At 65.1% G+C, this 25,478-nt stretch carries 26 protein-coding genes; 10 read left to right on the forward strand and 16 right to left on the reverse strand.

Annotation, left to right across the window (positions count from 1 at the left end):
* Positions 1-37: 37 nt before the first annotated feature.
* Together XH79_RS24335 and XH79_RS24340 are read right to left on the reverse strand one after the other, a co-directional pair.
* Positions 38-472, reverse strand: a complete 435-nt coding sequence (locus XH79_RS24335) for a GNAT family N-acetyltransferase (RefSeq protein ID WP_271583214.1) — start codon at positions 470-472, stop codon at positions 38-40.
* Positions 472-1,971: an NAD(P)H-hydrate dehydratase gene (locus tag XH79_RS24340; RefSeq protein WP_271583215.1), complete on the reverse strand. Its 1,500-nt coding sequence runs from the start codon at positions 1,969-1,971 to the stop codon at positions 472-474. Before XH79_RS24340 ends, XH79_RS24335 begins: the two co-directional genes overlap by 1 nt.
* Before the next feature lie 381 nt (positions 1,972-2,352).
* On the opposite strand from XH79_RS24340, the gene XH79_RS24345 reads away from it, so the two are divergent.
* Both XH79_RS24345 and glnA read left to right on the forward strand, forming a co-directional pair.
* Positions 2,353-2,691 carry a P-II family nitrogen regulator gene (locus XH79_RS24345; protein WP_007603495.1) on the forward strand — a complete coding sequence of 113 codons (339 nt, stop codon included), beginning with the start codon at positions 2,353-2,355 and terminating at the stop codon, positions 2,689-2,691.
* Between the two features lie 151 nt (positions 2,692-2,842).
* Positions 2,843-4,252, forward strand: a complete 1,410-nt coding sequence (gene glnA, locus XH79_RS24350; protein WP_014494828.1) for a type I glutamate--ammonia ligase — start codon at positions 2,843-2,845, stop codon at positions 4,250-4,252.
* Positions 4,253-4,473: 221 nt separating this feature from the next.
* Here the strand turns inward: glnA and XH79_RS24355 are convergent, their stop codons facing one another.
* The 4 genes from XH79_RS24355 to XH79_RS24370 all read right to left on the reverse strand — a co-directional run bounded on the left by XH79_RS24355 (position 4,474) and on the right by XH79_RS24370 (position 8,306).
* Complete coding sequence (locus tag XH79_RS24355; protein ID WP_271583216.1) at positions 4,474-5,613, reverse strand: asparaginase; 1,140 nt, start codon at positions 5,611-5,613, stop codon at positions 4,474-4,476.
* 81 nt (positions 5,614-5,694) lie between these two features.
* Positions 5,695-6,456 carry a slipin family protein gene (locus XH79_RS24360; RefSeq protein ID WP_063683133.1) on the reverse strand — a complete coding sequence of 254 codons (762 nt, stop codon included), beginning with the start codon at positions 6,454-6,456 and terminating at the stop codon, positions 5,695-5,697.
* Entirely contained in the window at positions 6,453-7,874 is a 1,422-nt protein-coding gene (locus tag XH79_RS24365) for an NfeD family protein (RefSeq protein ID WP_271583217.1), read from the reverse strand. Before XH79_RS24365 ends, XH79_RS24360 begins: the two co-directional genes overlap by 4 nt.
* A gap of 177 nt (positions 7,875-8,051) precedes the next feature.
* The gene (locus tag XH79_RS24370) at positions 8,052-8,306 is read right to left on the reverse strand and encodes a tautomerase family protein (RefSeq protein ID WP_212335951.1); all 255 of its coding nucleotides are present in this window, start codon (positions 8,304-8,306) and stop codon (positions 8,052-8,054) included.
* A 150-nt stretch (positions 8,307-8,456) separates the two neighbouring features.
* Between XH79_RS24370 and XH79_RS24375 the strand changes: the two genes are divergently transcribed.
* Positions 8,457-9,437, forward strand: coding sequence for a GlxA family transcriptional regulator (locus tag XH79_RS24375; RefSeq protein ID WP_271583218.1), 981 nt, complete (start codon positions 8,457-8,459; stop codon positions 9,435-9,437).
* A gap of 180 nt (positions 9,438-9,617) precedes the next feature.
* On the opposite strand, the gene XH79_RS24380 is transcribed toward XH79_RS24375, so the two are convergent.
* Positions 9,618-10,391, reverse strand: coding sequence for a gamma-glutamyl-gamma-aminobutyrate hydrolase family protein (locus tag XH79_RS24380; RefSeq protein WP_271583219.1), 774 nt, complete (start codon positions 10,389-10,391; stop codon positions 9,618-9,620).
* Between the two features lie 269 nt (positions 10,392-10,660).
* Here XH79_RS24380 and XH79_RS24385 point away from each other — a divergent pair, with 269 nt between their 5' ends.
* Entirely contained in the window at positions 10,661-11,830 is a 1,170-nt protein-coding gene (locus tag XH79_RS24385) for an AI-2E family transporter (RefSeq protein ID WP_271583220.1), read from the forward strand.
* 65 nt (positions 11,831-11,895) lie between these two features.
* On the opposite strand, the gene XH79_RS24390 is transcribed toward XH79_RS24385, so the two are convergent.
* The 6 genes from XH79_RS24390 to XH79_RS24415 all read right to left on the reverse strand — a co-directional run bounded on the left by XH79_RS24390 (position 11,896) and on the right by XH79_RS24415 (position 15,572).
* Complete coding sequence (locus tag XH79_RS24390) at positions 11,896-12,192, reverse strand: antibiotic biosynthesis monooxygenase family protein (RefSeq protein ID WP_025036647.1); 297 nt, start codon at positions 12,190-12,192, stop codon at positions 11,896-11,898.
* A 100-nt stretch (positions 12,193-12,292) separates the two neighbouring features.
* Positions 12,293-12,529: a hypothetical protein gene (locus tag XH79_RS24395; RefSeq protein WP_271583221.1), complete on the reverse strand. Its 237-nt coding sequence runs from the start codon at positions 12,527-12,529 to the stop codon at positions 12,293-12,295.
* Positions 12,530-12,588: 59 nt separating this feature from the next.
* Positions 12,589-13,809, reverse strand: coding sequence for a GGDEF domain-containing protein (locus XH79_RS24400; protein ID WP_271583222.1), 1,221 nt, complete (start codon positions 13,807-13,809; stop codon positions 12,589-12,591).
* A gap of 230 nt (positions 13,810-14,039) precedes the next feature.
* The gene (rpsI, locus tag XH79_RS24405; RefSeq protein WP_018642439.1) at positions 14,040-14,519 is read right to left on the reverse strand and encodes a 30S ribosomal protein S9; all 480 of its coding nucleotides are present in this window, start codon (positions 14,517-14,519) and stop codon (positions 14,040-14,042) included.
* 1 nt (position 14,520) lies between these two features.
* Positions 14,521-14,985, reverse strand: a complete 465-nt coding sequence (rplM, locus tag XH79_RS24410) for a 50S ribosomal protein L13 (RefSeq protein ID WP_018642440.1) — start codon at positions 14,983-14,985, stop codon at positions 14,521-14,523.
* Between the two features lie 158 nt (positions 14,986-15,143).
* Positions 15,144-15,572, reverse strand: a complete 429-nt coding sequence (locus XH79_RS24415; RefSeq protein WP_025036650.1) for a PaaI family thioesterase — start codon at positions 15,570-15,572, stop codon at positions 15,144-15,146.
* A gap of 86 nt (positions 15,573-15,658) precedes the next feature.
* On the opposite strand from XH79_RS24415, the gene XH79_RS24420 reads away from it, so the two are divergent.
* From XH79_RS24420 to XH79_RS24435, 4 genes are all read left to right on the forward strand, one after another.
* Positions 15,659-16,483: an enoyl-CoA hydratase gene (locus tag XH79_RS24420; RefSeq protein WP_271583223.1), complete on the forward strand. Its 825-nt coding sequence runs from the start codon at positions 15,659-15,661 to the stop codon at positions 16,481-16,483.
* Between the two features lie 123 nt (positions 16,484-16,606).
* A complete protein-coding gene (locus tag XH79_RS24425; RefSeq protein WP_271583224.1) occupies positions 16,607-17,191 on the forward strand; it encodes a CoA-binding protein in 585 nt (194 codons plus the stop codon).
* A 129-nt stretch (positions 17,192-17,320) separates the two neighbouring features.
* On the forward strand, positions 17,321-18,601 hold the full coding sequence (locus XH79_RS24430) for an O-acetylhomoserine aminocarboxypropyltransferase (RefSeq protein WP_212335944.1): 1,281 nt from the start codon (positions 17,321-17,323) through the stop codon (positions 18,599-18,601).
* Between the two features lie 195 nt (positions 18,602-18,796).
* Complete coding sequence (locus tag XH79_RS24435; RefSeq protein WP_271583225.1) at positions 18,797-19,141, forward strand: hypothetical protein; 345 nt, start codon at positions 18,797-18,799, stop codon at positions 19,139-19,141.
* Here XH79_RS24435 and XH79_RS24440 read toward each other — a convergent pair whose 3' ends face one another.
* The gene (locus XH79_RS24440; RefSeq protein WP_271583226.1) at positions 19,142-20,224 is read right to left on the reverse strand and encodes a COX15/CtaA family protein; all 1,083 of its coding nucleotides are present in this window, start codon (positions 20,222-20,224) and stop codon (positions 19,142-19,144) included.
* Positions 20,225-20,333: 109 nt separating this feature from the next.
* Here XH79_RS24440 and XH79_RS24445 point away from each other — a divergent pair, with 109 nt between their 5' ends.
* Complete coding sequence (locus XH79_RS24445) at positions 20,334-20,555, forward strand: DUF2842 domain-containing protein (RefSeq protein WP_018642447.1); 222 nt, start codon at positions 20,334-20,336, stop codon at positions 20,553-20,555.
* On the opposite strand, the gene XH79_RS24450 is transcribed toward XH79_RS24445, so the two are convergent.
* A complete protein-coding gene (locus XH79_RS24450; protein WP_271583227.1) occupies positions 20,539-21,588 on the reverse strand; it encodes a polysaccharide deacetylase family protein in 1,050 nt (349 codons plus the stop codon). The genes XH79_RS24445 and XH79_RS24450 overlap by 17 nt on opposite strands.
* 141 nt (positions 21,589-21,729) lie before the next feature.
* Here XH79_RS24450 and XH79_RS24455 point away from each other — a divergent pair, with 141 nt between their 5' ends.
* A complete protein-coding gene (locus tag XH79_RS24455) occupies positions 21,730-22,911 on the forward strand; it encodes a GNAT family N-acetyltransferase (protein WP_271583228.1) in 1,182 nt (393 codons plus the stop codon).
* Between the two features lie 188 nt (positions 22,912-23,099).
* On the opposite strand, the gene XH79_RS24460 is transcribed toward XH79_RS24455, so the two are convergent.
* On the reverse strand, positions 23,100-25,403 hold the full coding sequence (locus XH79_RS24460) for a GumC family protein (RefSeq protein ID WP_271583229.1): 2,304 nt from the start codon (positions 25,401-25,403) through the stop codon (positions 23,100-23,102).
* Positions 25,404-25,478: the final 75 nt, after the last annotated feature.

The raw sequence follows: 25,478 nt of genomic DNA on the forward strand, positions 1-25,478 counted from the left end.
TCGCTGCGCTCTACCCATCCTGCCCGCCCCATCGGCGTTAGCGCGTCCAGATGTACCGCGCGTCCGGCTCCCTCTCCTCGTTCCGCGTCCCGTCGGTCTGCTCGACCAGCCTGAACCCGCGCGCCTCATAAAAGCGTCGCGCCGGTGCGTTGCGCTGGAAGGTCCAAAGCTCCAGCCGATCGCCGGCGCCTTTCGCGATGTCGAGGAGCTCGCTGCCGACGCCGCGCCCCTGCGCGACCGGAAGCACATAGAGCTGTTCGACCCAGCCGTCTCGGTGGGCGATGATCCCGCTCAGGACGTCATCGTCGAAGCGTCCCCACACGCGGCACGTTGGAAAGATGCGCTCGCAATAGAACCAGCGGTCCTCCTCCGGCCTGTGCAACCCGGCGAGCCACGGCATCGCCTGGTCGAACGCGATCCGGTGGATCTGCGCCGCCGCGCCCATGTCGGCGAGCGCGAGCTGCCTCAGCACTAGTACTCCACTCCCAGCGCATCATAGATGCGCCGGTGCACGGCCGGCAGCGTCTCGGTCAGGTCCTCCGCGATCAGTCCCGGCCCGGCCTCGCTTGCCGCCTCGCCATGCATCCAGACGCCGATGCTCGCGGCTTCGAAGGCGGGCACGCCCTGCGCCAGGAGCCCTGCGATGATGCCGGAGAGCACGTCACCGGCGCCGGCGGTGGCGAGCCAGGGCGGCGCGTTGGCGGCGATGGTGGCGCGGCCGTCGGGCGCGGCGATGGTGGTATCGGGCCCCTTCAGCAGCACCACCGCGCCGGAGCGCTCGGCGGCGGCCCGGACGCGCTCGAGCTTGGAGCGGCCCGGATGCTTGTTGCTGAGGTCGGAGAACAGGCGCGGAAACTCGCCCTCGTGCGGCGTCAGCACCACCGCACTGTCGTGCGAGGACTTGATCGATTCAAACAGGCGCTCGGGGTTTGCGGCAAAGCTCGTCAGCGCATCCGCGTCCAGCACCAGATGCCGTTGCGCGGTGAGCGCGGTATGCACCATGTCGCAGGTGCGCTCACCGATGCCGGTGCCGGGACCGATGATGCAGGTGTTGTAGCGCTTGTCGCCCAGCAGCTCGCCGAACTCGACCACGGTATCGACGGGCCGCACCATCACCGCCGTGAGCGCGGCCGCATTGATCGCGAGCGCATCGCGCGGTGTGGCGAGCGTCACGAGCCCGGCGCCGGCGCGTAACGCCCCGCGCGCGGCGAGCCGCGCGGCGCCGGTCGCGGCCGCGTCGCCGGAGACCGCGAGCACGTGGCCTCGCGCATATTTGTGGCCGTCGATGCGCGGCACCGGAAACGCCGCGCCCCAGAAATCCGGGTCGTTCTCGAAAATCTGCGGGCCGATCTCGTCCAGCACCTGTGCGTCGATACCGATGTCGGCAACCCGCACCCGGCCGCAATGCATCCGTCCCGGCAGCAGCAGGTGCGCCGGCTTCTTGCGGAAGAAGGTGACGGTCTCGGTGGCGTTCACCGCCACGCCCAGCACCGCCGCGCTGGTGCCGTTGATGCCGCTCGGCAGGTCGACCGCCAGCACTGGCGCGCCGTTGGCATTGATCGCCTCGATCATCTCCCGCGCCTCGCCCTCGACGGAGCGGCTGAGGCCGGCGCCGAACAGCGCGTCGATAATCAGCGCGGGCCTTCCGATCGCCTGCGGATTGAACGGGAGCACCGGGTGCTTCCAGCCGCGCGCGGCGGAGGCCGCATCGCCCTGGAGCTGGTCGCGCTCGCACATCAGGATCACCGAGACCTCGCGGCCTTGCGCGGCGAGCTCGGCGGCTGCGACAAAACCGTCACCGCCATTGTTGCCGGGGCCGGCCACGATCAGGATCGGCCCCTCCTCCACCAGTACGTTGGCGGCCGCCGCAACCGCCTGGCCGGCGCTCAGCATCAGCTTGAAGCCGGGTGTCCCGGCCGCGATCGCGAGCTGGTCGGCGCGCTGCATTTCGGCGTTGGTCAGAACTTCCATGCCACTTCCCTGGTACAAACGCCTCTTCAACAGGCATCTTTTGTGCCGATCCGGCGCCCGGAACACAGATTTGCACAGATACTGAACTGTTTGCCTATTTCGTAGTCTTCGGTATTTTGGCCCGTCGGCACCACCTATCAGAGATGCTCGTTAAAAGGCTGATAACGCTCCAATAATCAGGGCATTTGCAACTTGGCATAGACCCTGCTTTCGAGGAAGCTGCTTCGGTTCGTCGTGCTCACTGGCATTTATCACGGTGTGGCCGGCCGTTGTTGCCGGACTGGTCAGGGATCCCGGCATAGCGAAGACAACATCGTGCTTTAAGAAAAGCGCATCCTGACGAAGACGTTGCTATTTGATCGAAAGGCCGGGAGGCGCGCAGTGAAGAAAATCGAAGCCATCATCAAGCCGTTCAAGCTCGACGAGGTGAAGGAAGCGCTTCAGGAAGTCGGCCTTCAGGGCATCACCGTCACCGAAGCCAAGGGCTTCGGCCGGCAGAAGGGTCACGCCGAGCTTTACCGCGGCGCAGAATACATCGTCGATTTCCTGCCCAAGGTGAAGATCGAGATCGTGATCGGCGACGATCTGGTCGAGCGCGCCATCGACGCGATCCGCCGCGCGGCGCAAACCGGGCGCATCGGCGACGGCAAGATCTTCGTCTCCAACATCGAAGAGGCGATCCGCATCCGGACCGGCGAATCCGGGCTGGACGCTATCTGAGCCGGGTGCTATCCCGCATTTTGCGACACTCTGACAAGAAATAAGGCTGCTTCGGCGGCCTGATTTCGTTTGTGCGGTCGCGCAAAACTCGCCCAAGCGAGAATAATTTTGCTCATCTGGAAACCGACCCGCAGAGCCAAAAGGGGTATGCATGAAGACCGCCAAAGACGTCCTGAAATCGATCAAGGACAACGACGTCAAATACGTCGACCTGCGCTTCACCGATCCGCGCGGCAAGTGGCAGCACGTCACGTTCGACGTCAGCATGATCGATGAGGACATTTTCGCCGAAGGAACGATGTTCGACGGCTCCTCGATCGCCGGCTGGAAGGCGATCAACGAGTCCGACATGTGCCTGATGCCCGATCCGGTGACCGCGACGATCGATCCGTTCTTCGCCGAGACCACGATGGTCATCACCTGCGACGTGCTCGAGCCGACCACCGGCGAGCCCTACAATCGCGACCCCCGCGGCATCGCCAAGAAGGCCGAAGCCATGGTGAAGTCGATGGGCGTAGGCGACAGCGTGTTCGTCGGCCCCGAAGCCGAGTTCTTCGTGTTCGACGACGTGCGCTTCTCCTCCAGCCCCTACAACACCGGTTTCCGCCTCGACTCCTCGGAGCTGCCGACCAACACCGACACGGAATATGAGGGCGGCAACCTCGGCCACCGCATCCGCACCAAGGCCGGCTACTTCCCGGTGCCGCCGCAGGACTCGGTGCAGGACATGCGCTCCGAGATGCTCGGCGCCATGGCCAAGATGGGCGTCAAGGTCGAGAAGCATCACCACGAGGTCGCTTCCGCCCAGCACGAGCTCGGCATGAAGTTCGACACGCTGACGCTGATGGCCGACCACCTGCAGATCTACAAATACTGTATCCACCAGGTCGCGCATATCTACGGCAAGACCGCCACCTTCATGCCGAAGCCGGTCTACGGCGACAACGGCTCGGGCATGCACGTGCACCAGTCGATCTGGAAGGACGGCAAGCCGGTGTTCGCCGGCAACAAATATGCCGACCTGTCGGAGACCTGCCTCCACTACATCGGCGGCATCATCAAGCACGCCAAGGCGATCAACGCCTTCACCAACCCGTCGACCAACTCCTACAAGCGTCTGGTCCCGGGCTATGAGGCTCCCGTGCTGCTCGCCTACTCCGCGCGCAACCGCTCGGCCTCCTGCCGCATCCCCTACACCGCTTCGCCGAAGGCCAAGCGTGTCGAGGTGCGCTTCCCCGATCCGCTTGCCAATCCCTATCTCGGCTTCGCCGCGATGCTGATGGCCGGCCTCGACGGCATCAAGAACAAGATCGATCCGGGTCCGGCGATGGACAAGGACCTCTACGACCTGCCGAAGGAAGAGCTGAAGCAGATCCCGACCGTCTGCGGCAGCTTGCGCGAGGCGCTGGAAAACCTCGACAAGGACCGCGGCTTCCTCAAGAACGGCGGCGTGTTCGACGACGACTTCATCGACGCTTATATCGAGCTGAAGATGACCGAGGTCGAACGCTTCGAGATGACCCCGCACCCGGTCGAGTTCGACATGTACTATTCGGGCTAATCGGCCCGAACTCTCTGCAACAAGCAAAAGGCGCTCCGAAAGGGGCGCCTTTTCGTTTGGGAGGTTGGGTCCGTAGGGTGGGTTAGCATTGCAGATGTGCGAAGTGCATTTGCAATGCGTAACCCACCACTGTCTCTATCCGAGCGAGCAGAAGAGGTGGGTTACGCCGTACGGATTGCGCTTCGCACAATCCGCACGGCTAACCCACCCTACAAGATATATCACCACGTCGCCGTAAAGGCCTTCTGCAGGTCGGCCGGCGCCGTCACGCCGCTCGCGATCAGCAATTGCGTGAGCACGCGCGCCTTCTGGGGATTGAGATCCTCCGACACGACGAACCCGTTCTTGTCGTCGTCGACCTCGACGTTCCGGGTGACGAAGCCGGAGCGAACCCGCGTCGAGCGGACGACGATGATGCCCTTCTTGGCGGCCGCTTCGAGCGCATCGAGGGCGGACTTGGACGTGTTGCCGTCGCCAACGCCGGCCAGCACGATGCCCTTGGCACCGTGGGAAATCGCGTCCTCGATCGGAACGGCATCCATGTTGGCATGCGAGTAGACGATCTCGACGCGCGGCAACTGCTCGCCCGCGGGAAGCTGATAGGTCGCGCGCTTGAAGCCGCCGGCCTGGGTCATGAAACGGATGCCGCCGGCGGTGTCGACATAGCCGATCGGGCCGTCATTGGGGGAGCTGAAGGTCTCGATGCTCGTCGTATTGGTCTTGGTGACCGAGCGCGCGCCCTGAATCTTGTCGTTCAGCACGGCCATCACGCCGCGGCCGCGCGAGCGCGGATCGGCCGCCACCTGCACCGCCTCGTAGAGATTGCCGGGGCCGTCCGCGCTGACGGCCGTCGCCGGCCGCATCGAGCCGACGATCACCACCGGCTTGTCGCCGCGCACAACATTGTCGAGAAAGAACGCGGTCTCCTCGAGCGTATCGGTGCCGTGGGTAATGAGAACGCCGTCGGCTTCATTCTTGTCGAAGGCCTCCTGGATGCGACGGGCCAGCGCAAACCAGACCTTGTCGTTCATGTCCTGGGACCCGATCGACGAAATCTGTTCGGCGCTCAGCTTCGCCAGCTTGTCCAGCCCCGGCACCGACGCCATCAGCTGCTCGCCGGTGATCTGGCCGGATTTGTACGCGCCCGTCGCACGCGGGTCGGCCTGGCCCGCGATGGTGCCTCCCGTCGCAAGCACGAGAATGCGCGGCAGGCTACCGGCCGCAGCGTCCTTGCCCGGCTCCGCAGCTTGCGCCGCTGCGCCGATACCGCCGGACCAGAGCGCGAATGAGATCAGCGGAATGGCGAGCATGAATGTTCGACGTTGGCGACGGCTGGCTCGGCCGGCGGTAGGCTTCGTCATCGAATTGTCCTCCCGTTTAAGTAGGGATCGACATTCGATACGCCCATTAAGGCCGAAGATGGGTCAGCTCGTTGCCAATTGCTACGGGTTGTCCCGCCGCGGCATGAAATGGTCGAGCAGCCCTGTCGGCAGAGGAAAGACGACGGTCGAGGACCGTTCGCCCGCGATGTCGTGCAGAGCCGCAAAATAGCGCAGCTGCATCGCCTGGGGCTCCTGCGCAAGAATCCGGCCGGCTTCGACCAATTTTTCAGCAGCCTGCTGCTCGCCCATCGCATTGATCACCTTGGCTCGCCGCAAGCGCTCCGCCTCGGCCTGTTTGGCAATGGCGCGAACCATGGTTTCGTTGATATCGACGTCCTTGATCTCTATGCCGGTGACCTTGATGCCCCAGACGTCGGTCTGCTTGTCGAGGATCTCCTGGATGTCGGCGTTCAACCTGTCGCGCTCAGCAAGCATCTCGTCGAGCTCGTGCTTGCCGAGGACCGAGCGCAACGTGGTCTGGGCGAGCTGGCTGGTGGCGGCCATGTAGTCGCCGACCTTGATGATGGCACGTTCGGGGTCGACGATGCGGAAGTACAGAACGGCGTTGACCTTGACGGAGACGTTGTCCCGGGAAATCACGTCCTGCGGCGGCACGACCTGCACCATCACCCGGAGATCGACCTTGACGAGTTGCTGCACGACCGGAATGAGGAGGATGAGGCCCGGTCCTTTCACGCCGGTGAAGCGGCCGAGTGTAAAGATGACGCCACGCTCGTATTCGCGCAGGATTCGAATGGCCTGGGATAGAAACATGATGACAAGCAGCGCAAGCGCCGCATAAGTCAGATATTCCAGCATCATGATGGACCTCCCTCGCCGGTTCGGGCTGGTGCGCGCCGTATCAGCAGCGTCAGGTCGATGACGCTCGCGACTTCGGCCATCTCTCCGGGTTTGAACGTTTCGGCACCGCGCGCCTGCCAGCGCTCACCATGGGCGAACACATGACCCTCGTTCCCGTTCCAGTCGAGAACCTCCGCAGGCAAGCCTCGCATGGCCTTCGCGCCGACCAGTGCAGGAGCCGAGCGGACGCGCCGAAGTGAACCGAGCACGACGAGCGCGAAGCCGGTGAACACGGCCGCAGTGATGCCGATCACCCACCACGACAGCTGGTAGCCGGGCGCCTCGCCCCTGAAAAGCATCAAGGCTCCCAGCACGAAAGCGATGATTCCTCCGAGACCGACGACCACGGTCGGGTTGAAGGCTTCGATCGTGAGAAGCACGAGCCCGACCAGCATCAGCGCGAAGCCGGCATAGTTGACCGGCAGCAGATTAAGCGCATAGAGGCCGATCAACAGACAGATCGCGCCGACGACTCCCGGGGCGACGGCACCGGGAGACATGAATTCGAAGATCAGGCCGTAGATGCCGATCATCAGGAGAATGAACGCCACGTTCGGATCGGTGATGACCGCCAGGAAGCGCGATATCCGTCCGGGGTCGACGGCTTCAACGACGGCATCCCTGGTCGCGAGGCGTTGCGTCTTGCCGCCTGCAACCTCCACCACACGGCCGTCGAGCTGCCTCAGCAATTCAGCCTGATCGCGCGCGACGAGATCGATGGCATGAGCTTCCAGCGCGCCGTTGGCAGAGAGTGTGGCAGCCTCTCGGACCGCCTTCTCCCCCCAGTCCGCATTGCGGCCGCGCAGCTCCGCAAGGCTGCGGATGAAAGCAACCGCATCATTGGTCGCCTTCGCCGTCATAGGATCCTTGAGCTGATCCTTGGAATGATCCTTGGGCTCGCTCTGCTGGTCACCGTCCTTCTTGTCCTTTCCGCCCTTGTCCGGCGCACCGCTCGGCAGCCCCGGCAGCGGCCCGCCAATCTGCACCGGCGTCGCCGCACCAATATTGGTGCCTGGCGCCATCGCCGCGATGTGGGTCGCATAAAGGATATAGGTCCCCGCACTCGCCGCGTGGGCGCCGGAAGGAGCGACATAGCCGATAACAGGGATGGGCGAGGCGAGCACATCCGCGATGATCTCGCGCATGCTGGAATTGAGGCCGCCGGGCGTGTTCATTCTCAGAAGCACGACCTCGGCGCGCCGTTCACTCGCCTTGGCCAAAGCCTCCTTCACGTAGCTGGCCGACGCCGGACCAATGGCCCCGTCGATCGAAACGATCAGTGCAACACGCCCGCTCTCCTCCGCTGAGCTGGGAAGGAGGCAGCAGGTCAAAGCCACGACGGTGATCGCCGCAACGAGGGCCGCCTTCATGGTCTGCACGGCAAGGGCTCCCTTGCAGAGGATATGGTGTTCCTCTTGAGAACCTCAATGCTGCGCGCGGAGACCAACGTTGCGATTGTGCAACGCAATGGGAAGGCCATGCAGGATGGCGTGATCCGTTGAGCGGAGGCAGTGGCGGACCATGACTCCGGCTGATCCGCCCCGCGCCAAGCGCTGCTACCGTGCCACCCTCACGCCATCGGCTCCGATCGCGCCGAACGTGCTTGCGATGATCTCGCTCGTCGGCTGCATGCCGCCGAGCGACCAGTGCGAGGGCTCCTGCTCCTCGATCCGGACCCAGACGTTGCGGCGGAAATCCGCACTGCCCTGCCCTTCGACCTCGACCATCAGGTCGGTGATCCGCTCGAGCAGCGTCTTCTTCTGTGCGGCGTCCAGGATGCCGCGGACGGTGGAAATGGTGATGTAAGGCATGTCTCTCTCCAATCATGTCGGGTGACGACGCGGCGAATTTGGATCCGGCAGGCCCGGCAAGGCAGTGGCGGATAAGCCAGAGATCGGGCAATTTCCGCCACGCGCGGGCGCGGCGATCGGCTAGGATCGCCGCATCCTGCTGGAGGTCCCATGAAGCTCGCAATTCTCGCGCTGGAAGGTTGCATGCATTCGGCGATCGCCGGCGTCGCCGACGTGCTGTCGCTCGCCAATCATGTGATGCAGCAAGGCGGCGCAAAATCGCGCTTCACCTGGCAGACGCTGTCGCTCGACGGCCGGGCCGTGCGCGCCGGCGGCGGCCAGATGGTCGCGGTCGACGGCGCGATCGGCAAACGCGGCAGCTTCGATGCGATCCTCGTCCCCGGCAACCTCGTCGATCACGTCACGGCCGCGCGGCTGCAACCGCAATATGCCCGTGCCGGCGCCTGGCTGCGGCAGCAGCATGCGAACGGCCGGCTGATCGGGGCATTTTGCAGCGGCGTCTTCCTGCTCGCAGGCGCCGGCCTGCTCGATAACCGCCGCGCCACCATCACCTGGTGGCTGCAAGGCGAACTGCGGCAGCGGCATCCCTCGATCGACCTCGCTGCCGACGCCGTCATCACCGCGACCGACCGCATCGTCTGTGCGGCCGGACCAATGTCGTGGGTCGATCTGCTGCTCAGGCTGATCGAGATGGTGGATGGGAAAGAAATTGCCAAACTCTGCGCGGACTATGTCGTGATCGACACCGCGCAGCGCACCCAGTCGATCTTCATGCCCGTCGGCTATCTGCTGTCGCAGGACCCGCTGCTGACCCGGGCCGACCTTCTGGTTCGCCGCACCGGCAAAAGCCCGATGACGGTCAAGCGCCTCGCGAATGCGCTCGGCCTCAGCGAGCGCACGCTGAACCGCAAGTTTCAGGAGCTGACGCACGAGCCGCCGCAGGCCTTCATCATGCGCCGCCGCGTCGAGCATGCGCGCACGCTGCTGGAGACGACGACGCAGCCGGTCAAGACCATCGCCCGCACCGCCGGCTACGAGGACGAAAGCAGCTTCCGCAAGGCGTTCCGCAAGCTGACCTTGATGTCGCCGCAGGCGTATCGGGCGCGGCGGATGCCGGCGACGCCGAGTTAGTATTCGCCTTCGCGCCGTCAGCATTCGTTCTGCATCTGACTCCACTTCGTTCTCAAAGAACAAATCAGAGCCGCAAAAATCAGCGCAGACCAATTCCTACTGATTGGTTTATCTCGTCCGAATTTCGAGCGCGCGATTGCTTCGCTCCGGCTCGCAATGACGACGGGATGAGAGCTCGCCCTACGCCGCCGCCTTCTGCCGCGCCACCAGCGCTTCGCCGAAGGCCTCGAACAGCTTGCGGTTGATGGGATTGTGCTGCGGGTCGTACTCGGCATGCCATTGCACGCCGAGCGCAAAGGTCGGGGCCTCCGCGATGCGGATCGCCTCGATGGTGCCGTCCTCGGCGATGCCCTCGATCAGCACCCGCTTGCCGGGGTCCAGGATGCCCTGCCCGTGCAGCGAATTGACCCTGATCCTCTCGCAGCCGAGCAGCGTTGCGAACGCCCCGCCCGGCGTCAGGTCGACGTCGTGGCGGTCGGCGAACACCACGGTCGGATCGGGATGGATCTCGCCGTTCTCGAGCCGGGGCATGCGATGGTTCATGCGGCCGGGGATCTCGCGGATCTCCGGATGCAGCGAGCCGCCGAAGGCGACATTCATCTCCTGAAGGCCGCGGCAGATACCGAACAGCGGAATGCCACGGGCAACGCACGCGACCGAGAGCGCCAGGGCGACCTCGTCGCGGTGGATGTCGTAGGGCTCGTGCCGCTCGCACGGATCGACATTGAAGCGGGTCGGATGGACGTTGGCGCGGGCGCCGGTGAGCACGATCCCGTCGACCACGTCGAGCAGCGCGCCGATATCGGTGATATCTGGCGCACCCGCGAACATCACCGGCAAGCCGCCGGAGACCTCGGCCACGGCGCGCAAATTGCGCTCGCCGACCATCTGGACCTGAAATCGATTCTCGACGCGATGGGCATTCCCGATCACGCCGACGACCGGCTTTCTCATCTGTCCTTCCGACCTCCCGCGTTAAGAAGATTCTCCAAACATGCCCCTGGGATGGAACAAATTCAACCGAAGGGATCGCGGGACGGCAATGCTATTTTCGCGCAAATGCCGGGCCAGCGCGCAGGTATGGCCCCTTTTGGCGCCCGGGACGTTGATGCTTTCAGGCCGGACGCGTCAAATCGGCACCAGGCCGGCACCGGGCCCGGCTTGATCCCCGCTGGAATTTCGCGAAAGAGTGGCCGCCTGCAGCGTTCCGAAAAGGACCCGATGTGACCCTTTCCAGAGATGAACGGCCCCGGACCCGCACCGACCTGGCTCGAGATCAGCCTCGAGATCAGGCTTGGGATCAGGCCTGGGCGATCTCGGTCGGCGGCATCGGCGTCGTGCTGTTCACCGCGCTCTTGGTCTTCACCTGGCACTTTGCGGCCACCCTGCTGCTGATCTTCACCGGCATGCTGCTCGGCGTCGGCCTCAACGCGCTGACCAATGCGCTCGGACGGCGCGTTCACCTGCCACATACGATGCGGCTCGCGATCGTCTGCCTCGTCCTTGCAGTGCTGCTCGCCGGCGTTGCCTATCTCGGCGGCGCCACCATCGCAGAGCAGGCCTCGCTGCTCAGCAAGACCATCAAGTCGCAGATCACCAACGTCCGGTCCTTCCTGGAGAACCACGGCATCGACACCAGCGTGTTCGATCTCGGCAATGCCGCGCCTGCGGCCTCAACCGACGAGACGTCGGCGCCCGCCCCGAGCCCCAGTTCCCACGGCGGCCTACCGGGCGCGGGCGCGCTTGCCTCCAGCGGCGGGGCGATCGTGAGCCAGACCTTCAAGCTGCTGTTCGGCGCGATCAGCGCCGTCGGCAACATCTTCATCGTGCTGTTTCTGGGGCTCGCCTTCGCCGCCCAGCCCGCCGTCTATCACGACGGCCTGCTGTTCCTCGCGCCTGCGAAGTATCGCACCCGCGTCGCGCTCATCATCGATCGGACGGCGGAGACGCTTGAGCGCTGGCTGATCGCACAGATCATCGTCATGATCGCGGTTGGCGTCGTGACCTGGATCGGGCTCGCCATCATCGGCATTCCCGGCTCGTTCATCCTGGGGATTCAGGCCGGCCTGCTCGCTTTCATCCCGACCGTCGGCGCCATCATCGCCGGCGTCGTCGTGGTGCTGGCGAGCCTCGCCTCGGGCTGGATCCCGGCGCTGTCGGCCTTTCTGCTCTTCATGGGCGTGCACGCCATGGAGAGTTACGTGCTGACGCCGCTGCTGCAGCGGCAGGCGCTCGACATCCCGCCAGCCACGCTGTTCGCGTTCCAGATCCTGCTCGGCGTCGTGTTCGGAATCTGGGGCCTCGCGCTGGCGCTCCCGCTGGTCGCCATCGCCAAGGTCATGATCGACCATTTCAAGACGTATGAGGCGCCTCCTCTGGCGGAGGCGGCGTAGAGCATGGTCCGGAAAAGTGCGCAGCGGTTTTCCGAAAAGATCATGCTCCAGAAATAGAGCCTGCCTTACGTGGTCAGCACGGTCTCGGTGTGCTCGACCTCCGGCGGCGCTGCAAAATACTGGCCGACGAGGCCGCGCCATTCGGTGAAATTCTCCGAGCCGCGGAAATCGACGGTGTGGTTTTCCAGCGTCGCCCACTTCACCATCAGCCGGTAACGCTGCGGCTTCTCGATCGACTTGTGCAGTTCGAAGCCGTGAAAGCCCTTGGAACGGCCGAAGGCGGCCTTGGCCTTGGCGACGGCGGCCTCAAAATCCTTCTCGCTGCCCGGCTTGACGTCGATTTGCGCGATCTCGGTGATCATCGGTTTCCACCCTTTTGTTTGATGGCCGTGTCTACCGCAGACCGCAGCAAAGAAAAAGGCGCCGAAACGGCGCCCTGGTGGAGCAAAAATGCGGGCGCTCTCAGGCGAACAGCAGGACCGTTCCCGCCACGATCAGCGCGCAACCGAGGAACAGCGCAAGCGGCCAGTAGCTGCGGCCTTGCGTATAGCGCCCCTGCGCACGGCGCTCGGTGATCAGCGCCGTCTCGTATTCGTCCGCAGTCGAGAACAGGCAGGCGAAGCCGCCGCGTGCCGAGGCTGCTTGCGCTTCGAGCGACATCAGGGCGGCCTGCGGGTTCTGTCGACGGATCGATTCCATGACCGCAATGGTAGGGATCGATTGGTAAACAGCGGATTACCGCAGGGCCGCCCTCGCGTTCACGCCGTGACCGGACGCGCCTGCGGCGCACCGACCCGCGCCGCGCTCTGGCGGCGCCAGTTCTCCAGCGACAGCGGCAGTTCCTCCGCCGCCTCGACGCGGTTACGGCCGCCGCGCTTGGCCTGGTAGAGCGCGGTGTCGGCCGAGGCCAAGAGCACCTCGAGCTCGGTGCCGGCCGGACCGCCGGCAACGCCGATGCTGACGGTGGTGTCGACCGGGCCTTCGTCGACCACGACGCCGGAGGTCTCGAACGCCTCGCGCACGCGCTCGGCCACGAGCACGCCCTCCTCCAGCGCACACGGCAGGAGCGCTGCGAACTCCTCGCCGCCGATGCGCCCCGAAAGGTCGGAGATGCGCAGATTGCTGACGACGACGGTCGAGAACAGTCTCAGCATCTCGTCGCCTGCGGGATGGCCGAAGCGGTCGTTGATCGACTTGAAGTGGTCGATGTCGAAGATCATCACGGTGACGGGCCGTCCGGCCTTGGCCTCCCGATCGATCACGCGGCCGCAGGCTTCGGAGAAGCCGCGGCGATTGAGCATGCCGGTGAGCGGATCGGTCGACGCCGCGGTCCGGTGCGCGGTGACGGTGCGCTCCGAGACCAGCATGAAGATCACGAAGACGGTGCCGACGGCGTAGAGCACGAGCTCGACCGCGAACACGGTGACCCAGATGCTCGAGGAGAAGCCGGCATCATGCGGCCGCAGGAAGCTGCCGATCAGGATCGGCAGCATCAGCACGCAGCCGTGCATGACAGGCACGACGAAGGCCGGCCAGCGCCGCTGCAGGCTCTTGCGCCGCTCGACCCAGAGCTCGCTCGCCGTCACCGCCGCGTACACCGAGACGATGCCGGCGCCGATGATCATGCGCAGCATGGACGCCGTGGGATCGAGCAGCGTCACGGCGGCGACCCAGGCGAGCGCGCCGAGCACGAGGCCGGGCCAGTTCGGCTTGCGCCCGTGGAAGACGCGCGCAGCATTCCACACCATGCCGCAGGCCACGAAGCCGACGGCATTTAACGCCAGATAGAGATGCGGCCCCAGCCTCTCGCCGGCCGCCGTCCACAGTGCGACGGAGGCGGCGCCGAGCAGATAGGCGGTGCCCCACCATTTCAGCGCAGGACTGTTCTCCTGTTTGCCGAAGAACACCATCATGGCGCCGAGCAGTGCGGCAACCATGGTGGCAACCAAATAGAGCGTGATGCTATCGAGCGACATCATGTCGGCCCCCTTGAAAACATAGCAGTTACGCGATCGGCACATCCGATTTGCGCGCCCTTCCGAATGCGACGCTATGGCCCGCGGGTTCCATTCAGGTTTTCGCGCGTCCGCAAGTTTTCCGGAAACTCGTCGTCAATTTGCATACAAACGAACAATAAAAAGGGCGCTGAAAATCAGCGCCCTTTTGCATCTCATTGAAGCCGCTTTCGCGGCGAATGCGACCGAAGCGATTAACGCTTCGAGAACTGGAAGGACCGGCGGGCCTTGGCCTTGCCGTACTTCTTACGCTCGACCACGCGCGAGTCGCGGGTGAGGAAGCCACCCTTCTTGAGCACGGAGCGCAGCTCCGGCTCGAAATAGGTGAGCGCCTTGGAGATGCCGTGACGGACCGCGCCGGCCTGGCCGGACAGACCGCCGCCGGCGACGGTGCAGATCACGTCGTACTGGCCCGAACGCTGGGCCACCGAGAACGGCTGCTCGATCATCATGCGCAGCACGGGACGGGCGAAATAGACCTCGACCTCGCGCGAGTTGACGGTGACCTTGCCGGCGCCCGGCTTGATCCACACGCGAGCGACCGCGTCCTTGCGCTTGCCGGTGGCATAGGCGCGGTTGAACTTGTCGACCTTCTTCTCGTGCTTGGGCGCCTCGGGCGCCGCCGCCGTCTTGAGCTGCGAGAGCTGGTCGAGCGACTGGATGGATTCGGCCATGTTATGCGGCCCTCGTGTTCTTGCGGTTCAACTTGGCGATATCGATCTTCTCGGGCTGCTGCGCCTCGTGCGGATGATCGGCGCCGCCGTAGACACGGAGGTTGCCCATCTGCACGCGACCGAGCGGACCACGCGGGATCATGCGCTCGACGGCCTTCTCGAGCACGCGCTCGGGATGACGACCCTCGAGGATCTGGCGCGCGGTGCGCTCCTTGACGTGGCCGACATAGCCGGTGTGCTTGTAGTAGGTCTTCTGCTCGCGCTTGCGACCGGTGAGGACCGCATGCTGCGCGTTGATGATGATGACGTTGTCGCCGCAATCAACGTGCGGGGTGTAGGTCGGGAGGTGCTTGCCGCGCAGGCGCATGGCGACGATGGTGGCGAGACGGCCGACGACCAGACCCTTGGCGTCGATCAGCACCCACTTCTTCGTCACCTCGGCCGGCTTTGCCGAAAAGGTTTTCATGTCAGAGTTTCCGTGGACGGGGAGCATCGGCGCGAACACCGCGCCGGACTGCGCGGGTTTCTAGAGAAGAGACGCGCAACGGTCAATGCTACACGACGGAAATTACTTAAGCAAAATCAATAATTTAAAAATATGGTGCTATATTACCTGCAAAAAGCTCAAACATTTGGAATGGAATAGGTCGAGGTGACATGGGCGATCGGATCGGGTGAGGTCCCGGACAACAGGTTCACCTCCCCGACCGCCAGGCGCTTGCCGAGCTTGAGCAGCCGGGCCTCGGCCAGCACATCCTGCCCGGGCTGGCCCTTGCGCAGGAAATTGATGTTGAGATTGGTGGTGACCGCGAGCCCGATCGGCCCGATCGCGGACAGCAGCACCACGTACATCGCGAAATCGGCCAGCGCCATCAGCGTCGGGCCCGACACGGTTCCACCCGGCCGCAGCATCCTTTCGCTGTAGCGCTGGCGCAAAAGGCTGGTCTGGCCGTCCGCGCTCTCGATCGTGATGTCGTCGCCGCTGAAGGCCTGGGGAAACTCGTCACGGAGAAACTGCTCGAGCTCCGCCACGCTCATTTTCGCTAACGCCATGCCGTTCCCCACCCTCGCTTCGCTTGCCCTGGTACATTAAGTTATTGGTGTCATCCAATTGCAATCATTCCACGGAAGTCGCGTCAATGTCCGTCCAGGCCGCCCGCGCCCCCTCCCCGCAACCGCAGATCCTGCTGCGTGAGACCATTGGCTCCATCGCGGTCCTGACGCTCAACCGCCCGGCTGCGCGCAACAGCCTGTCGGCGGCGATGATCGCGGCCCTGCATGCCGAGCTCAACGAGATCCGCGACGACAAGGCCGTCCGCGGCGTGGTGATCGCGGCCAACGGTCCCGCCTTCTCCGCCGGCCACGACATGAAGGAACTGACCGCGCGCCGCACTGACCCGGACCGTGGCCGCGCCTTCTTCGCCGAGATGATGAATGCCTGTAGCGCGATGATGCAGGCGGTCGTGCATCTGCCCAAGCCCGTGGTCGCCGCCGTCCAGGGCATCGCGACCGCGGCCGGCTGCCAGCTGGTTGCGAGCTGCGATCTCGCGATCGCATCGGAGGACGCGAAGTTCGCGACGCCCGGTGTCGATATCGGCCTGTTCTGCTCGACGCCGATGGTGGCGCTGTCGCGCAACGTGCCGCGCAAGCAGGCGATGGAGATGCTGCTGACGGGCGAGCCTGTCACGGCCGACCGCGCCCGCGAGATCGGGCTCGTCAATCGCGTCGTGCCTGCCGGCACCGAACTCGGCGCCGCGATCGAGCTCGCGCAACAGGTCGCGCTGAAATCCGCCTATACCGTCAAGCTCGGCAAGGAGGCCTTCTACCGCCAGGTCGAAATGAGCCTTGCGGACGCCTATCGCTATGCCGCAGAGGTGATGACCGAGAACATGATGGCGCGCGACGCCGAGGAAGGCATCGGCGCCTTCATCGAGAAGCGCACCCCGACATGGCGGGATGAGTAGTCAACTCCTCATCCTGAGGAGCCGCGGAACGCGGCGTCTCGAAGGATAGAGGCCCGACTGCGGCTTCATGGTTCGAGACGCGTGTGCCGCGCTCCTCACCATGAGGGCCAGAGAAAGAAAAAGATGAACCACGACGCCTATCCCGACAATTACATCCGCGGCATCCTCAACAGCGTGAAGTCGATCGCGATGGTCGGCGCATCGCCGGTCAACGTGCGGCCAAGCTATTTCGCGTTCAAATATCTGGCGCAGCGCGGCTACGACATGATCCCGGTCAATCCCGGTCATGTCGGCAAGGATCTGCTCGGAAAGCCGTTCGTCGCCTCGCTCTCCGACATCGGCCGCCCCGTCGACATGATCGACATTTTTCGCAACTCCAGCCACATCATGCCTGTCGTCGAAGAGGCGCTCACGCTCGATCCGCTGCCGAAGGTGATCTGGATGCAGCTCGGCGCACGCGATGATGCCGCGGCAGCGAAAGCGGAATCGGTCGGCATCAAGGTGGTCATGAACCGCTGCCCCAAGATCGAATATGGCCGCCTGTCCTCCGAAATATCCTGGATGGGCGTGAATTCGCGCACGCTCAGCTCCAAGCGTGCGCCGGCACCGACACAGGGCATGCGGCTATCCCTCAATCGGATGAGCGTCGGCGGCGGCGATACCGCAGCATCCGATCGCGCGGCGAAAAACAAGACCGAGCAAAGCTGACGCACTAAATTTCCGCCTCTGCGAACGTGACAATGCGTAGCGTCGAGCTGTGAAGCGGCGGCTTGACGACAGCCGCGGCGCCGATCAGCATGCCGCGCGATTTCAGACCACAAGAACAGGACGCCCTCAATGAGCGATCGCCTTCCGGGATTTTCAACCCTCGCCGTGCATGCCGGTGCACAGCCCGATCCGACCACCGGCGCGCGCGCGACTCCGATTTATCAAACGACATCATTTGTCTTCAACGACGCCGATCACGCCGCCTCGCTGTTCGGCCTGCAGGCGTTCGGCAACATCTACACCCGCATCGGCAACCCGACCAACGCCGTGCTGGAAGAGCGCGTCGCCGCGCTCGAAGGCGGCACCGCTGCGCTGGCGGTTGCCTCGGGCCATGCCGCGCAGGTCGTGGTGTTGCAGCAATTGCTGCAGCCCGGCGACGAGTTCATCGCCGCGCGAAAGCTCTATGGCGGCTCGATCAACCAGTTCACGCATGCGTTCAAGAGCTTTGGCTGGAACGTGGTGTGGGCCGACCCCGATGACATCGCAAGCTTCGAGCGCGCGGTGACGCCGCGCACCAAGGCGATCTTCATCGAGTCCATCGCCAACCCCGCCGGCAGCATCACCGACATCGAGGCGATCTCGACGGTCGCGCGCAAGGCGGGCGTGCCGCTGATCGTCGACAACACGCTGGCCTCGCCCTATCTGATCCGTCCGATCGACCACGGCGCCGACATCGTCGTGCACTCGCTGACGAAATTTTTGGGCGGCCACGGCAACTCGCTCGGCGGCATCATCGTCGATGCCGGTACCTTCGACTGGTCCACCGGCGGCAAATATCCGATGCTCTCCGAGCCGCGACCGGAATATCACGGCATCCGTCTGCAGGAGACTTTTGGCAATTTCGCCTTCGCGATCGCCTGCCGCGTGCTCGGCCTGCGCGACCTTGGACCGGCGCTCTCGCCCTTCAACGCTTTCATGATCCTGACCGGCATCGAGACGCTGCCGCTGCGCATGCAGAAGCACTGCGACAACGCCAAGGCGGTCGCCGAATTCCTCGCCGGCCATCCGGCGGTGGCCTCGGTGAGCTATGCCGGCCTGCCGAGCGACAAGTACAACCAGCTCGCGCGCAAATACGCGCCGAAGGGCGCGGGCGCGGTGTTCACCTTCAGCCTGAAGGGCGGCTATGACGCCGGCGTCAGCCTGGTGTCGAAGCTGCAGCTGTTCTCGCACCTCGCCAATGTCGGCGACACCCGCTCGCTGGTGATCCACCCAGCCTCGACCACGCACAGCCAGCTCGACGACGCCGCGAAGGTGAAGTCCGGCGCGGGCCCCGACGTGGTGCGGCTCTCGATCGGCATCGAGGACAAGGAAGATCTGATCGCGGACCTGGAGCAAGCGCTGGGGGCTTAGCTTCCGGTCGTTCCGGTGCGCGCAAAGCGCGAATCCGGAACCTCGAGATTGTCTGGTCATCTCTAGATTCCGGGTTCGGTGCTGCGCACCGCCCCGGAATAACGGCGGCCGTTTCGGCCGCCGTCAGTTAACAGTCATTAACCATATCTATCGCATACATCGTCCTTGGATCGCCCCTTTGATTCGGAGCCGACGATGCTGCGCTGGATGGTGCCTGCCCTTGCGGCGATGTTGACGGTTTCAAGCGCGCTCGCCGCCGATCTGCCGGCGACGGCAATGCGGCGCGCTGCCGTGCCGCCGCAGGACCCGCCACAGGTCTATGTCGAGACCGATCCGGATGCGCTGATCTCGCCGGCCTATGGCATCGGCAGCTATGTCCGCAACCTGCCGGGCACGCCGCTCCTGCCCGGCTCCAACACCTTGCCGGGCTATTACGGCCGCCCCTGGAGCTACGATTATCAGGGCCCGTATTACGGCGGGAAGCAGGTCGATTATTTCTGGCGCCTGCCCTACGCGTGCGGGGTCTACGGCTATTGCTGATCAGCCGGGCTGGCTGACAGGAACCGCGCGCGGCTGCGCTTGCGCGGAGTGTCGCGAGGCCAGCCGCTCCACCTGCATCACCGCGAGCGTGAGCACCACGATCGCCATCGCCTGGTGCGAAAGCGCAAGGTCGATCGGCACCTGGTTGAGCAGCGTGAGGATGCCGAGCACGGCCTGCACGCTGACCGCCGCGAACAGCCAGAGCGCGCCGCCGGCCGCGGCACCCGCGCGCGAACGCACCGCGTCGAACGCATGCAACGCCGCCAGCACGAACAGCAAATAGGCCGTCATGCGGTGCTCGAACTGCACGGTCAGCACGTTGTCGAACATGTTGCGCCACCACGGCGTCTCGAACCACAGCCGCTCGGCCGAGGGAATGAACGCACCGTCGATCTGCGGCCAGGTGTTGTAGGCGCGCCCGGCGCGCAGGCCCGCGACCAGCGCACCGAAATAGATCTGCACGAACGTCACGACGAGGAGCAGCGCGCTGGTGAACCGCAGCCGCGCGGGCGCGGCGATCTGCGGCCGCGCCTTGAGCCGCCGCACCGTCCAGACGATGCCGGCGAAGATCAGCAGCGCCAGCACCAGATGCGTCGCCAGCCGGTATTGCGAGACCTCGACCCGCTCCGTCAGGCCCGAGGCCACCATCCACCAGCCGACCGCACCCTGCAGCCCGCCGAGCGCGAACAGCAGCCACAGGCGCCGCTTCAGCTCACCCGACAGGCCGCCGCGCCAGAGGAAGAACAGGAACGGCAGCAGATAGGCGACGCCGATGAAGCGGCCGAGCAGCCGGTGGCTCCATTCCCACCAGAAGATCTCCTTGAACTCGGACAGGCTCATGCCCACGTTGAGCTCACGATATTGCGGGATCTTCTTGTAGGCCTCGAACGCCTCGGTCCACTGCGTCTCCGAAAGCGGCGGAACGCTGCCCGTGACCGGTTTCCATTCGACGATCGACAGGCCGGATTCCGTCAGCCGCGTCGCCCCGCCGACCAGCACCATCAGCGCGATCAGAGCGGCCACGGAGATCAGCCACCAGCGCACGGCGCGGTGCGGCTCGGACGGGGTGGAAATCATCGTCATTTCAAGGACAAAACCAAGCCTGTGCCTAAGAGACTTGAACCGGACTGCGTGCCCCTTATAGTCCCCCGCTCCCGCAGCGCAAGTTACGCGAAAGCCGCAACAGTCCGCCATGACGATCCGCACCCGCAAGTTCCTCGGCGCCATCCTGCTCCTGGTGCTGGCCACCGTCTGGGCCCTTCTCGGCATGGCGGCGGCGCAGATGCCGTGGATCGCCGAATCCGGCTGGCGGCAGGCGATCTATTACGTCGTGGTCGGCATGGGCTGGGTGCTGCCGGCGATGCCGATCGTGAGCTGGATGCAGCGGCCCGATCGCGTCAAGTCTGGCCCGTAGCGCTGCCGGTCGGCCTCACCGGCGCAAAGGCGACACCTGATACCAGCACGCGCAGCATCCGCAGCGAGCGCACGCGCCCGTCCCATGAGATCCGCGGCAGCGCCCGCAGATTGGTGCGCCCCTCCGCCTCCACGATGCCCGGGATCGTCGAGACCGCGCTGGCAAACCCGGCCTCCTCCGCCATCACGACGTGGCTGCGCCGGAACGCGGCGCGGTCGCCGAACGGAAACGCCAGATGCCTGATCTCGCGATCGAACGCGGATTCCGCCACGGCCTTGCCCATCGTCATCTCGCGCAGCGCCGCCGTGTCCTTCATGTTGGCCAGGACAGGATAGTTCACGGTTGCGCTGCCGATCGTGACCAGCGGGTCGGCAGCGAGCTTCGCCAGATCCTCCCAATCCATCGACGCTTCGCGCGATAGGGCGGCGAGGTCGACCCGGTAGCGCGTGCAGAGATCGGCGATTGCAGCCGACAGCTCCACCGGCGGCAGCGAGCGCAGCCAGCCTTCGAGATAAGCGAACAACGCCTGCTTCTCGGCATTGCCTGTGACCGTGAAGCGCTGCTCCCTGTCGCCCATCATCAGGCTGATGCGGCTCTCGCGCGCGATCACCTGCTCCAGCCCGAGCCACCAGGCTTCACCGACGCCATCGGGAAACGCGGTGGGCACATAGATCGTGAAAGGCACGCCGTGGCGCGCCAGCACCGGATAGGCAAACTTGATAAGATCCTTCGGCGCGCCGTCGAAGGTGAGCGCCACGAAGCGACGCTTCTCCGGCAGCGTCACCGCACGCCGGCAGACCTCGTCCATGCCGAGGAAATCGTACTTCCACCGCTTCAGCGCGCGAATGGCGCGGTCGAGGAAATGCGGCGTGATCTCGTGCTGGCGCAGCGGCTGAAACCCGCCGCGCCGCCGCGGCCGCACATGCGCAAAGCGCAGGATGGCGCCGGCACCACGACTGCGCAGCGCAGCCTGACCGGTGAACCAGGTCAGCTCGAGGCGCAACCGTTGCAGCCATCTGTCGTCGGATGCCAATATCCCACCTTCGCGCTCGCCGGCGGCCCGTTCGCTTGCTCAGGTCCTGGCCCCTCCTCATTACCCTTTGTTGACATTTGTTTGCAAAGGTCGGCCACAGGCCGAATTACGCATTTTTCGTTTTCTCGACAGGTTTCGCGAATGACCATGGCTGCGGCGATGCAAAGCCGGACGGCAGAAGCGCCAGCGCGGTCGAAAGCGAGCCGTATCGCGCATGTCGATATCCTCGGCGACCTCGGCGAGGCCGAAGCGATCTGGCGCGCCTTCGAGGAGCCCGGCCATCTCTTCACGCCCTATCAGCGCTTTGACCTGCTCGGCCCTTGGCAGCGACAGGTCGGCGCTCACGAAGGCGCCCGTCCCTTCATCGTCATCGCCCGCAACGCCGATCGCCAGCCCCTCCTGCTGCTGCCGCTCGCGCTGCGCCAAAGCCACGGCGTGCGCACGGCCTGCTTCATGGGCGGCAAGCACACGACCTTCAACATGGGATTGTGGAACGCCGAGTTCGCAGGCGAAGCCGGCACCGCCGATCTCCACGCGCTGCTTGCACCGCTGCGCGCGCATGTCGACGTGCTCGCGCTGACGCAGCAGCCGCTGCGCTGGTGCGACCAGCACAACCCGTTCGCGGCCTTGCCGCGACAGAGCGCGATCAACGGCTGTCCGCTGCTGACGATGGAGCCGGGCGGCCCGCCCGCATCGCGGATCAGCAACTCCTTCCGCCGCCGCCTCAAGAGCAAGGAGAAGAAGCTCCAGTCGCTCGCCGGCTACCGCTATCACCTTGCCACGACGGACGCGGACGTCACCCGCCTGCTCGACTGGTTCTTCCGCGTCAAGCCGGCGCGGATGGCCGAACAGAAACTGCCGAACGTTTTCGCCGAGCCCGGTGTCGAGCAGTTCGTCCGCAGCGCCTGCCTGTCGCCACGTGGCGAAGGACGCGTCATCGACATCCACGCGCTCGAATGCGACGACGAGGTGATCGCGATCTTCGCCGGCGTCGCCGACGGCCAGCGCTTCTCGATGATGTTCAACACCTACACGATGTCGGAGAACGCCCGCTACAGCCCGGGCCTGATCCTGATGCGCTACATCATCGACCGCTACGGCGAGCGCGGCTACCGCTCGCTCGACCTCGGCATCGGCTCGGACGAGTACAAGCGGATGTTCTGCAAGGACGACGAGGACATCTTCGACAGTTTTGTTCCGCTGACTTCGCGCGGCAAGCTCGCGGCGATGGCGATGTCATCACTCAGCCACGGCAAGCGGCTGGTGAAGCAGAACCAGGTGCTGTTCGACCTGGCCCGACGACTGCGCCAGGCGTTCGGGTAAACTTCGCAGTGTCGTAGGGTGGGCAAAGCGAAGCGTGCCCACGTCTGCCGCAATCGTTGAAAGGTGGTAGGCACGGCGCAAGTGCGCCTTTGCCCACCCTACGATTCCGGACTCGCGGAGAGAGACCCCTCACCCGGCTTCGCTTTCGCGAGGCCACCCTCTTCCACAATGGGAGAGGGTAATATCTACTACGCCGCGACCACGCGCGGCGTCTCCACGGCATCCGACGGCTGCACGGGCTTGCTCAGCATCGTCACCTCGCTGAAGCCGACGGCCTTCAGCTGCTCGCACATCAGCGTGCGCGCGTCCTGTGCCATCGAGGCATCGGGCACCACGACGGCGCGGGCGCTGGTCGTCAGCAGCTCGGCCGGAAGGTCGGAAGCACCGCCGGCATCGAGCAGCACATGGTCATAGGCGCGCAGCAACGCGTCGATCGCGAGGCCCACGCGCGGTGATTGCAGCAGGCTGCGGTCGAAGCCGGGACGGCCGGCCATGACCAGATGCAGCCGCGAGAGCTTGTCGCGGGTGATGACCTGGGCGAACGAGGCTTCGCCCTGCATCAGCTCGGCAAGGCCGGGCGCGGAGGCGTCGACCGACACGGCGGCGGTCGTCGGCGAGGACGCGGCGAGATCGACCACGACGACGCGCGCGTCGCGCGCCAGATGCCGGGCCAGCGTCAAGGCCGATAGCGTCACGGCTTCGCCGGACGCGGTGCCGAGCACCGTGACCTTCTTCGCCGCGGCGCCTGCAGCGCGCAGGCTGCCCGCCAGATGCTCGATCTCGGCGAATTCGGCGACACCGGCACCGGCCGTCATCTCCGGCTGAAGCGGCGCCGGCTCTTCGATGACCGGCTCGACGAACGGCTCGACGGGCGGCTGGACGACTGGTTCCCGGCGGACCGCCGCCTGCGGTTGCGCCGGCGCCGGCGTGAAGGCGGCCACCGCGCGCGGCGCGGTCTGGCGGAGCAGCTCGCTGGTGACGACGACGCCTGACGAGAGCAGCAGCGTCGCGATCGTCGCGATCAGCACGATCGGCAGCTTCTTCGGATAGGCCGGCGTATTGGAGACGATGGCGCGCGAGATGATGCGGCCATCGGTCGGCGCGGTGTCGATGGTCTCGCGGGTATTGGCCTCGCGATACTTCGCGAGATAGGTCTCGAGCAGGTCGCGCTGCGCCTTGGCCTCGCGCTCGAGCGCGCGCAGTTGCACGTCCTGCCCGTTGGTCGAGGTCGCCTGCTTCTTGAGCTGCTCGAGGCTCGCCGTCAGGCCGTCGACCCGGCCACTGGCGATGCGGGCGTCGTTTTCGAGCGAGCGGGAGATCTTGGCCGCCTCGTCCCGGATCTGGTTGTCGAGGTCGCCGAGCTGGGCCTTCAGCTCCTTGATGCGCGGGTGGTTGCCGAGCAGCGTGGACGATTGTTCGGCGAGCTGCGCCCGCAATGTCACCCGCTGCTCCGACAATCGACGCATCAGCTCGGAGTTCACCACTTCGGATGCCTCGATCGGCTTGCCGCTCTGGAGCATCTCCTTGATCAGCCGCGCCTTGGATTCCGCATCCGCCTTCATCGAGCGCGCATTGTTGAGCTGGGTGTTGACCTCGCCCATCTGCTGGTTCGACAGCGTGGTGTTGTTGGTGCCGACGAACAGGCTCGACTTCGAGCGGAAATCCTCGACCCTGGCCTCGGCGTCGGACACCTTCTTGCGCAGATTCTCGATCTCGCCCGCGAGCCACTGGCTCGCGTTCTTGGCCTGGTCCTGGCGGGCATTCTGCTGCAGCACGAGGTAGCCGTCGGCGATCGAGTTGGCGACGCGTGCGGCAAGGTCCGGGTCGGCGGACTGGAATTCGACCACGATGACGCGCGACTTGTCGACGGCGTAGGCCTGCAAGCGCTCGTAATAGGCATCCAGCACGCGCTCTTCCGGCGTCATCGAGAACGGATCGCGGCCGATGCCGACGAGGGCCGCCAGCGACTTCAGCGGCGAGATGCCTTGCAGCACCGGATCGAATTCGGGCCGCTCGGCGAGCTTGTTCTTCTTGATGATCTCGCGCGCGAGATCGCGCGACAGCACGAGCTGCACCTGGCTGGTGACGGCCTCGGCATCGAGCGCCTGCCGCTCCTCGGTGCGGTCGCTGTTCGGGCGCAGGAACACGTTCTCGCGGCCGTCGATCAGGATGCGGGTTTCCGACTTGTAGCGCGGCGTAACCAGGTTCACGGCGGCAATCGACGCGACGAGCGCCAGCACCGTAGGCACGATGATCCAGCCGCGCTTGCGCGCCAGTGCTGCGCCGAGCGCGTGCAGATCGATGTCACCGGATTCGACCGCGGCCTGCTTCGCGATGACCGGCGCAGGCTTTGCTTCGACCTTGGCGGCTTCGACCTTGGGCGCGGCTTCGACCATCCTGGCTTCGGACGCCTTGGCTTCGGACTTGGACCTCGAAACAGCCCGCTCGATCACCGCCTTGTCCTTGCCGGCACGCCAGAACGCTAAACGCATCGAACACTCCCGCAGGGGCAACGCCACCAAGCTACCTCAACCGCAGCGATTACACTCCATTAAGGTTGCCGCTGG

Origin of the sequence: Bradyrhizobium sp. CCBAU 45389 (assembly GCF_028128625.1) — a bacterium.
Taxonomy (GTDB): Bacteria; Pseudomonadota; Alphaproteobacteria; order Rhizobiales; family Xanthobacteraceae; genus Bradyrhizobium; species Bradyrhizobium liaoningense_B.

Excerpts from the sequence above, each read along its gene's own strand:
- XH79_RS24395 (WP_271583221.1), bottom strand. The coding sequence starts at position 12,529 with ATGGAATCGATCCGTCGACAGAACCCGCAGGCCGCCCTGATGTCGCTC.
- XH79_RS24455 (WP_271583228.1), top strand. The coding sequence starts at position 21,730 with ATGACCATGGCTGCGGCGATGCAAAGCCGGACGGCAGAAGCGCCAGCG.
- XH79_RS24460 (WP_271583229.1), bottom strand. The coding sequence starts at position 25,403 with ATGCGTTTAGCGTTCTGGCGTGCCGGCAAGGACAAGGCGGTGATCGAG.
- XH79_RS24400 (WP_271583222.1), bottom strand. The coding sequence starts at position 13,809 with ATGATGTCGCTCGATAGCATCACGCTCTATTTGGTTGCCACCATGGTT.
- XH79_RS24420 (WP_271583223.1), top strand. The coding sequence starts at position 15,659 with ATGTCCGTCCAGGCCGCCCGCGCCCCCTCCCCGCAACCGCAGATCCTG.
- XH79_RS24340 (WP_271583215.1), bottom strand. The coding sequence starts at position 1,971 with ATGGAAGTTCTGACCAACGCCGAAATGCAGCGCGCCGACCAGCTCGCG.
- XH79_RS24370 (WP_212335951.1), bottom strand. The coding sequence starts at position 8,306 with ATGCCTTACATCACCATTTCCACCGTCCGCGGCATCCTGGACGCCGCA.
- XH79_RS24435 (WP_271583225.1), top strand. The coding sequence starts at position 18,797 with ATGCTGCGCTGGATGGTGCCTGCCCTTGCGGCGATGTTGACGGTTTCA.
- XH79_RS24430 (WP_212335944.1), top strand. The coding sequence starts at position 17,321 with ATGAGCGATCGCCTTCCGGGATTTTCAACCCTCGCCGTGCATGCCGGT.
- XH79_RS24380 (WP_271583219.1), bottom strand. The coding sequence starts at position 10,391 with ATGAGAAAGCCGGTCGTCGGCGTGATCGGGAATGCCCATCGCGTCGAG.
- XH79_RS24415 (WP_025036650.1), bottom strand. The coding sequence starts at position 15,572 with ATGGCGTTAGCGAAAATGAGCGTGGCGGAGCTCGAGCAGTTTCTCCGT.
- rpsI (WP_018642439.1), bottom strand. The coding sequence starts at position 14,519 with ATGGCCGAATCCATCCAGTCGCTCGACCAGCTCTCGCAGCTCAAGACG.
- XH79_RS24355 (WP_271583216.1), bottom strand. The coding sequence starts at position 5,613 with ATGACGAAGCCTACCGCCGGCCGAGCCAGCCGTCGCCAACGTCGAACA.
- XH79_RS24360 (WP_063683133.1), bottom strand. The coding sequence starts at position 6,456 with ATGATGCTGGAATATCTGACTTATGCGGCGCTTGCGCTGCTTGTCATC.
- XH79_RS24375 (WP_271583218.1), top strand. The coding sequence starts at position 8,457 with ATGAAGCTCGCAATTCTCGCGCTGGAAGGTTGCATGCATTCGGCGATC.
- glnA (WP_014494828.1), top strand. The coding sequence starts at position 2,843 with ATGAAGACCGCCAAAGACGTCCTGAAATCGATCAAGGACAACGACGTC.
- XH79_RS24390 (WP_025036647.1), bottom strand. The coding sequence starts at position 12,192 with ATGATCACCGAGATCGCGCAAATCGACGTCAAGCCGGGCAGCGAGAAG.
- XH79_RS24425 (WP_271583224.1), top strand. The coding sequence starts at position 16,607 with ATGAACCACGACGCCTATCCCGACAATTACATCCGCGGCATCCTCAAC.
- XH79_RS24445 (WP_018642447.1), top strand. The coding sequence starts at position 20,334 with ATGACGATCCGCACCCGCAAGTTCCTCGGCGCCATCCTGCTCCTGGTG.
- XH79_RS24440 (WP_271583226.1), bottom strand. The coding sequence starts at position 20,224 with ATGACGATGATTTCCACCCCGTCCGAGCCGCACCGCGCCGTGCGCTGG.
- rplM (WP_018642440.1), bottom strand. The coding sequence starts at position 14,985 with ATGAAAACCTTTTCGGCAAAGCCGGCCGAGGTGACGAAGAAGTGGGTG.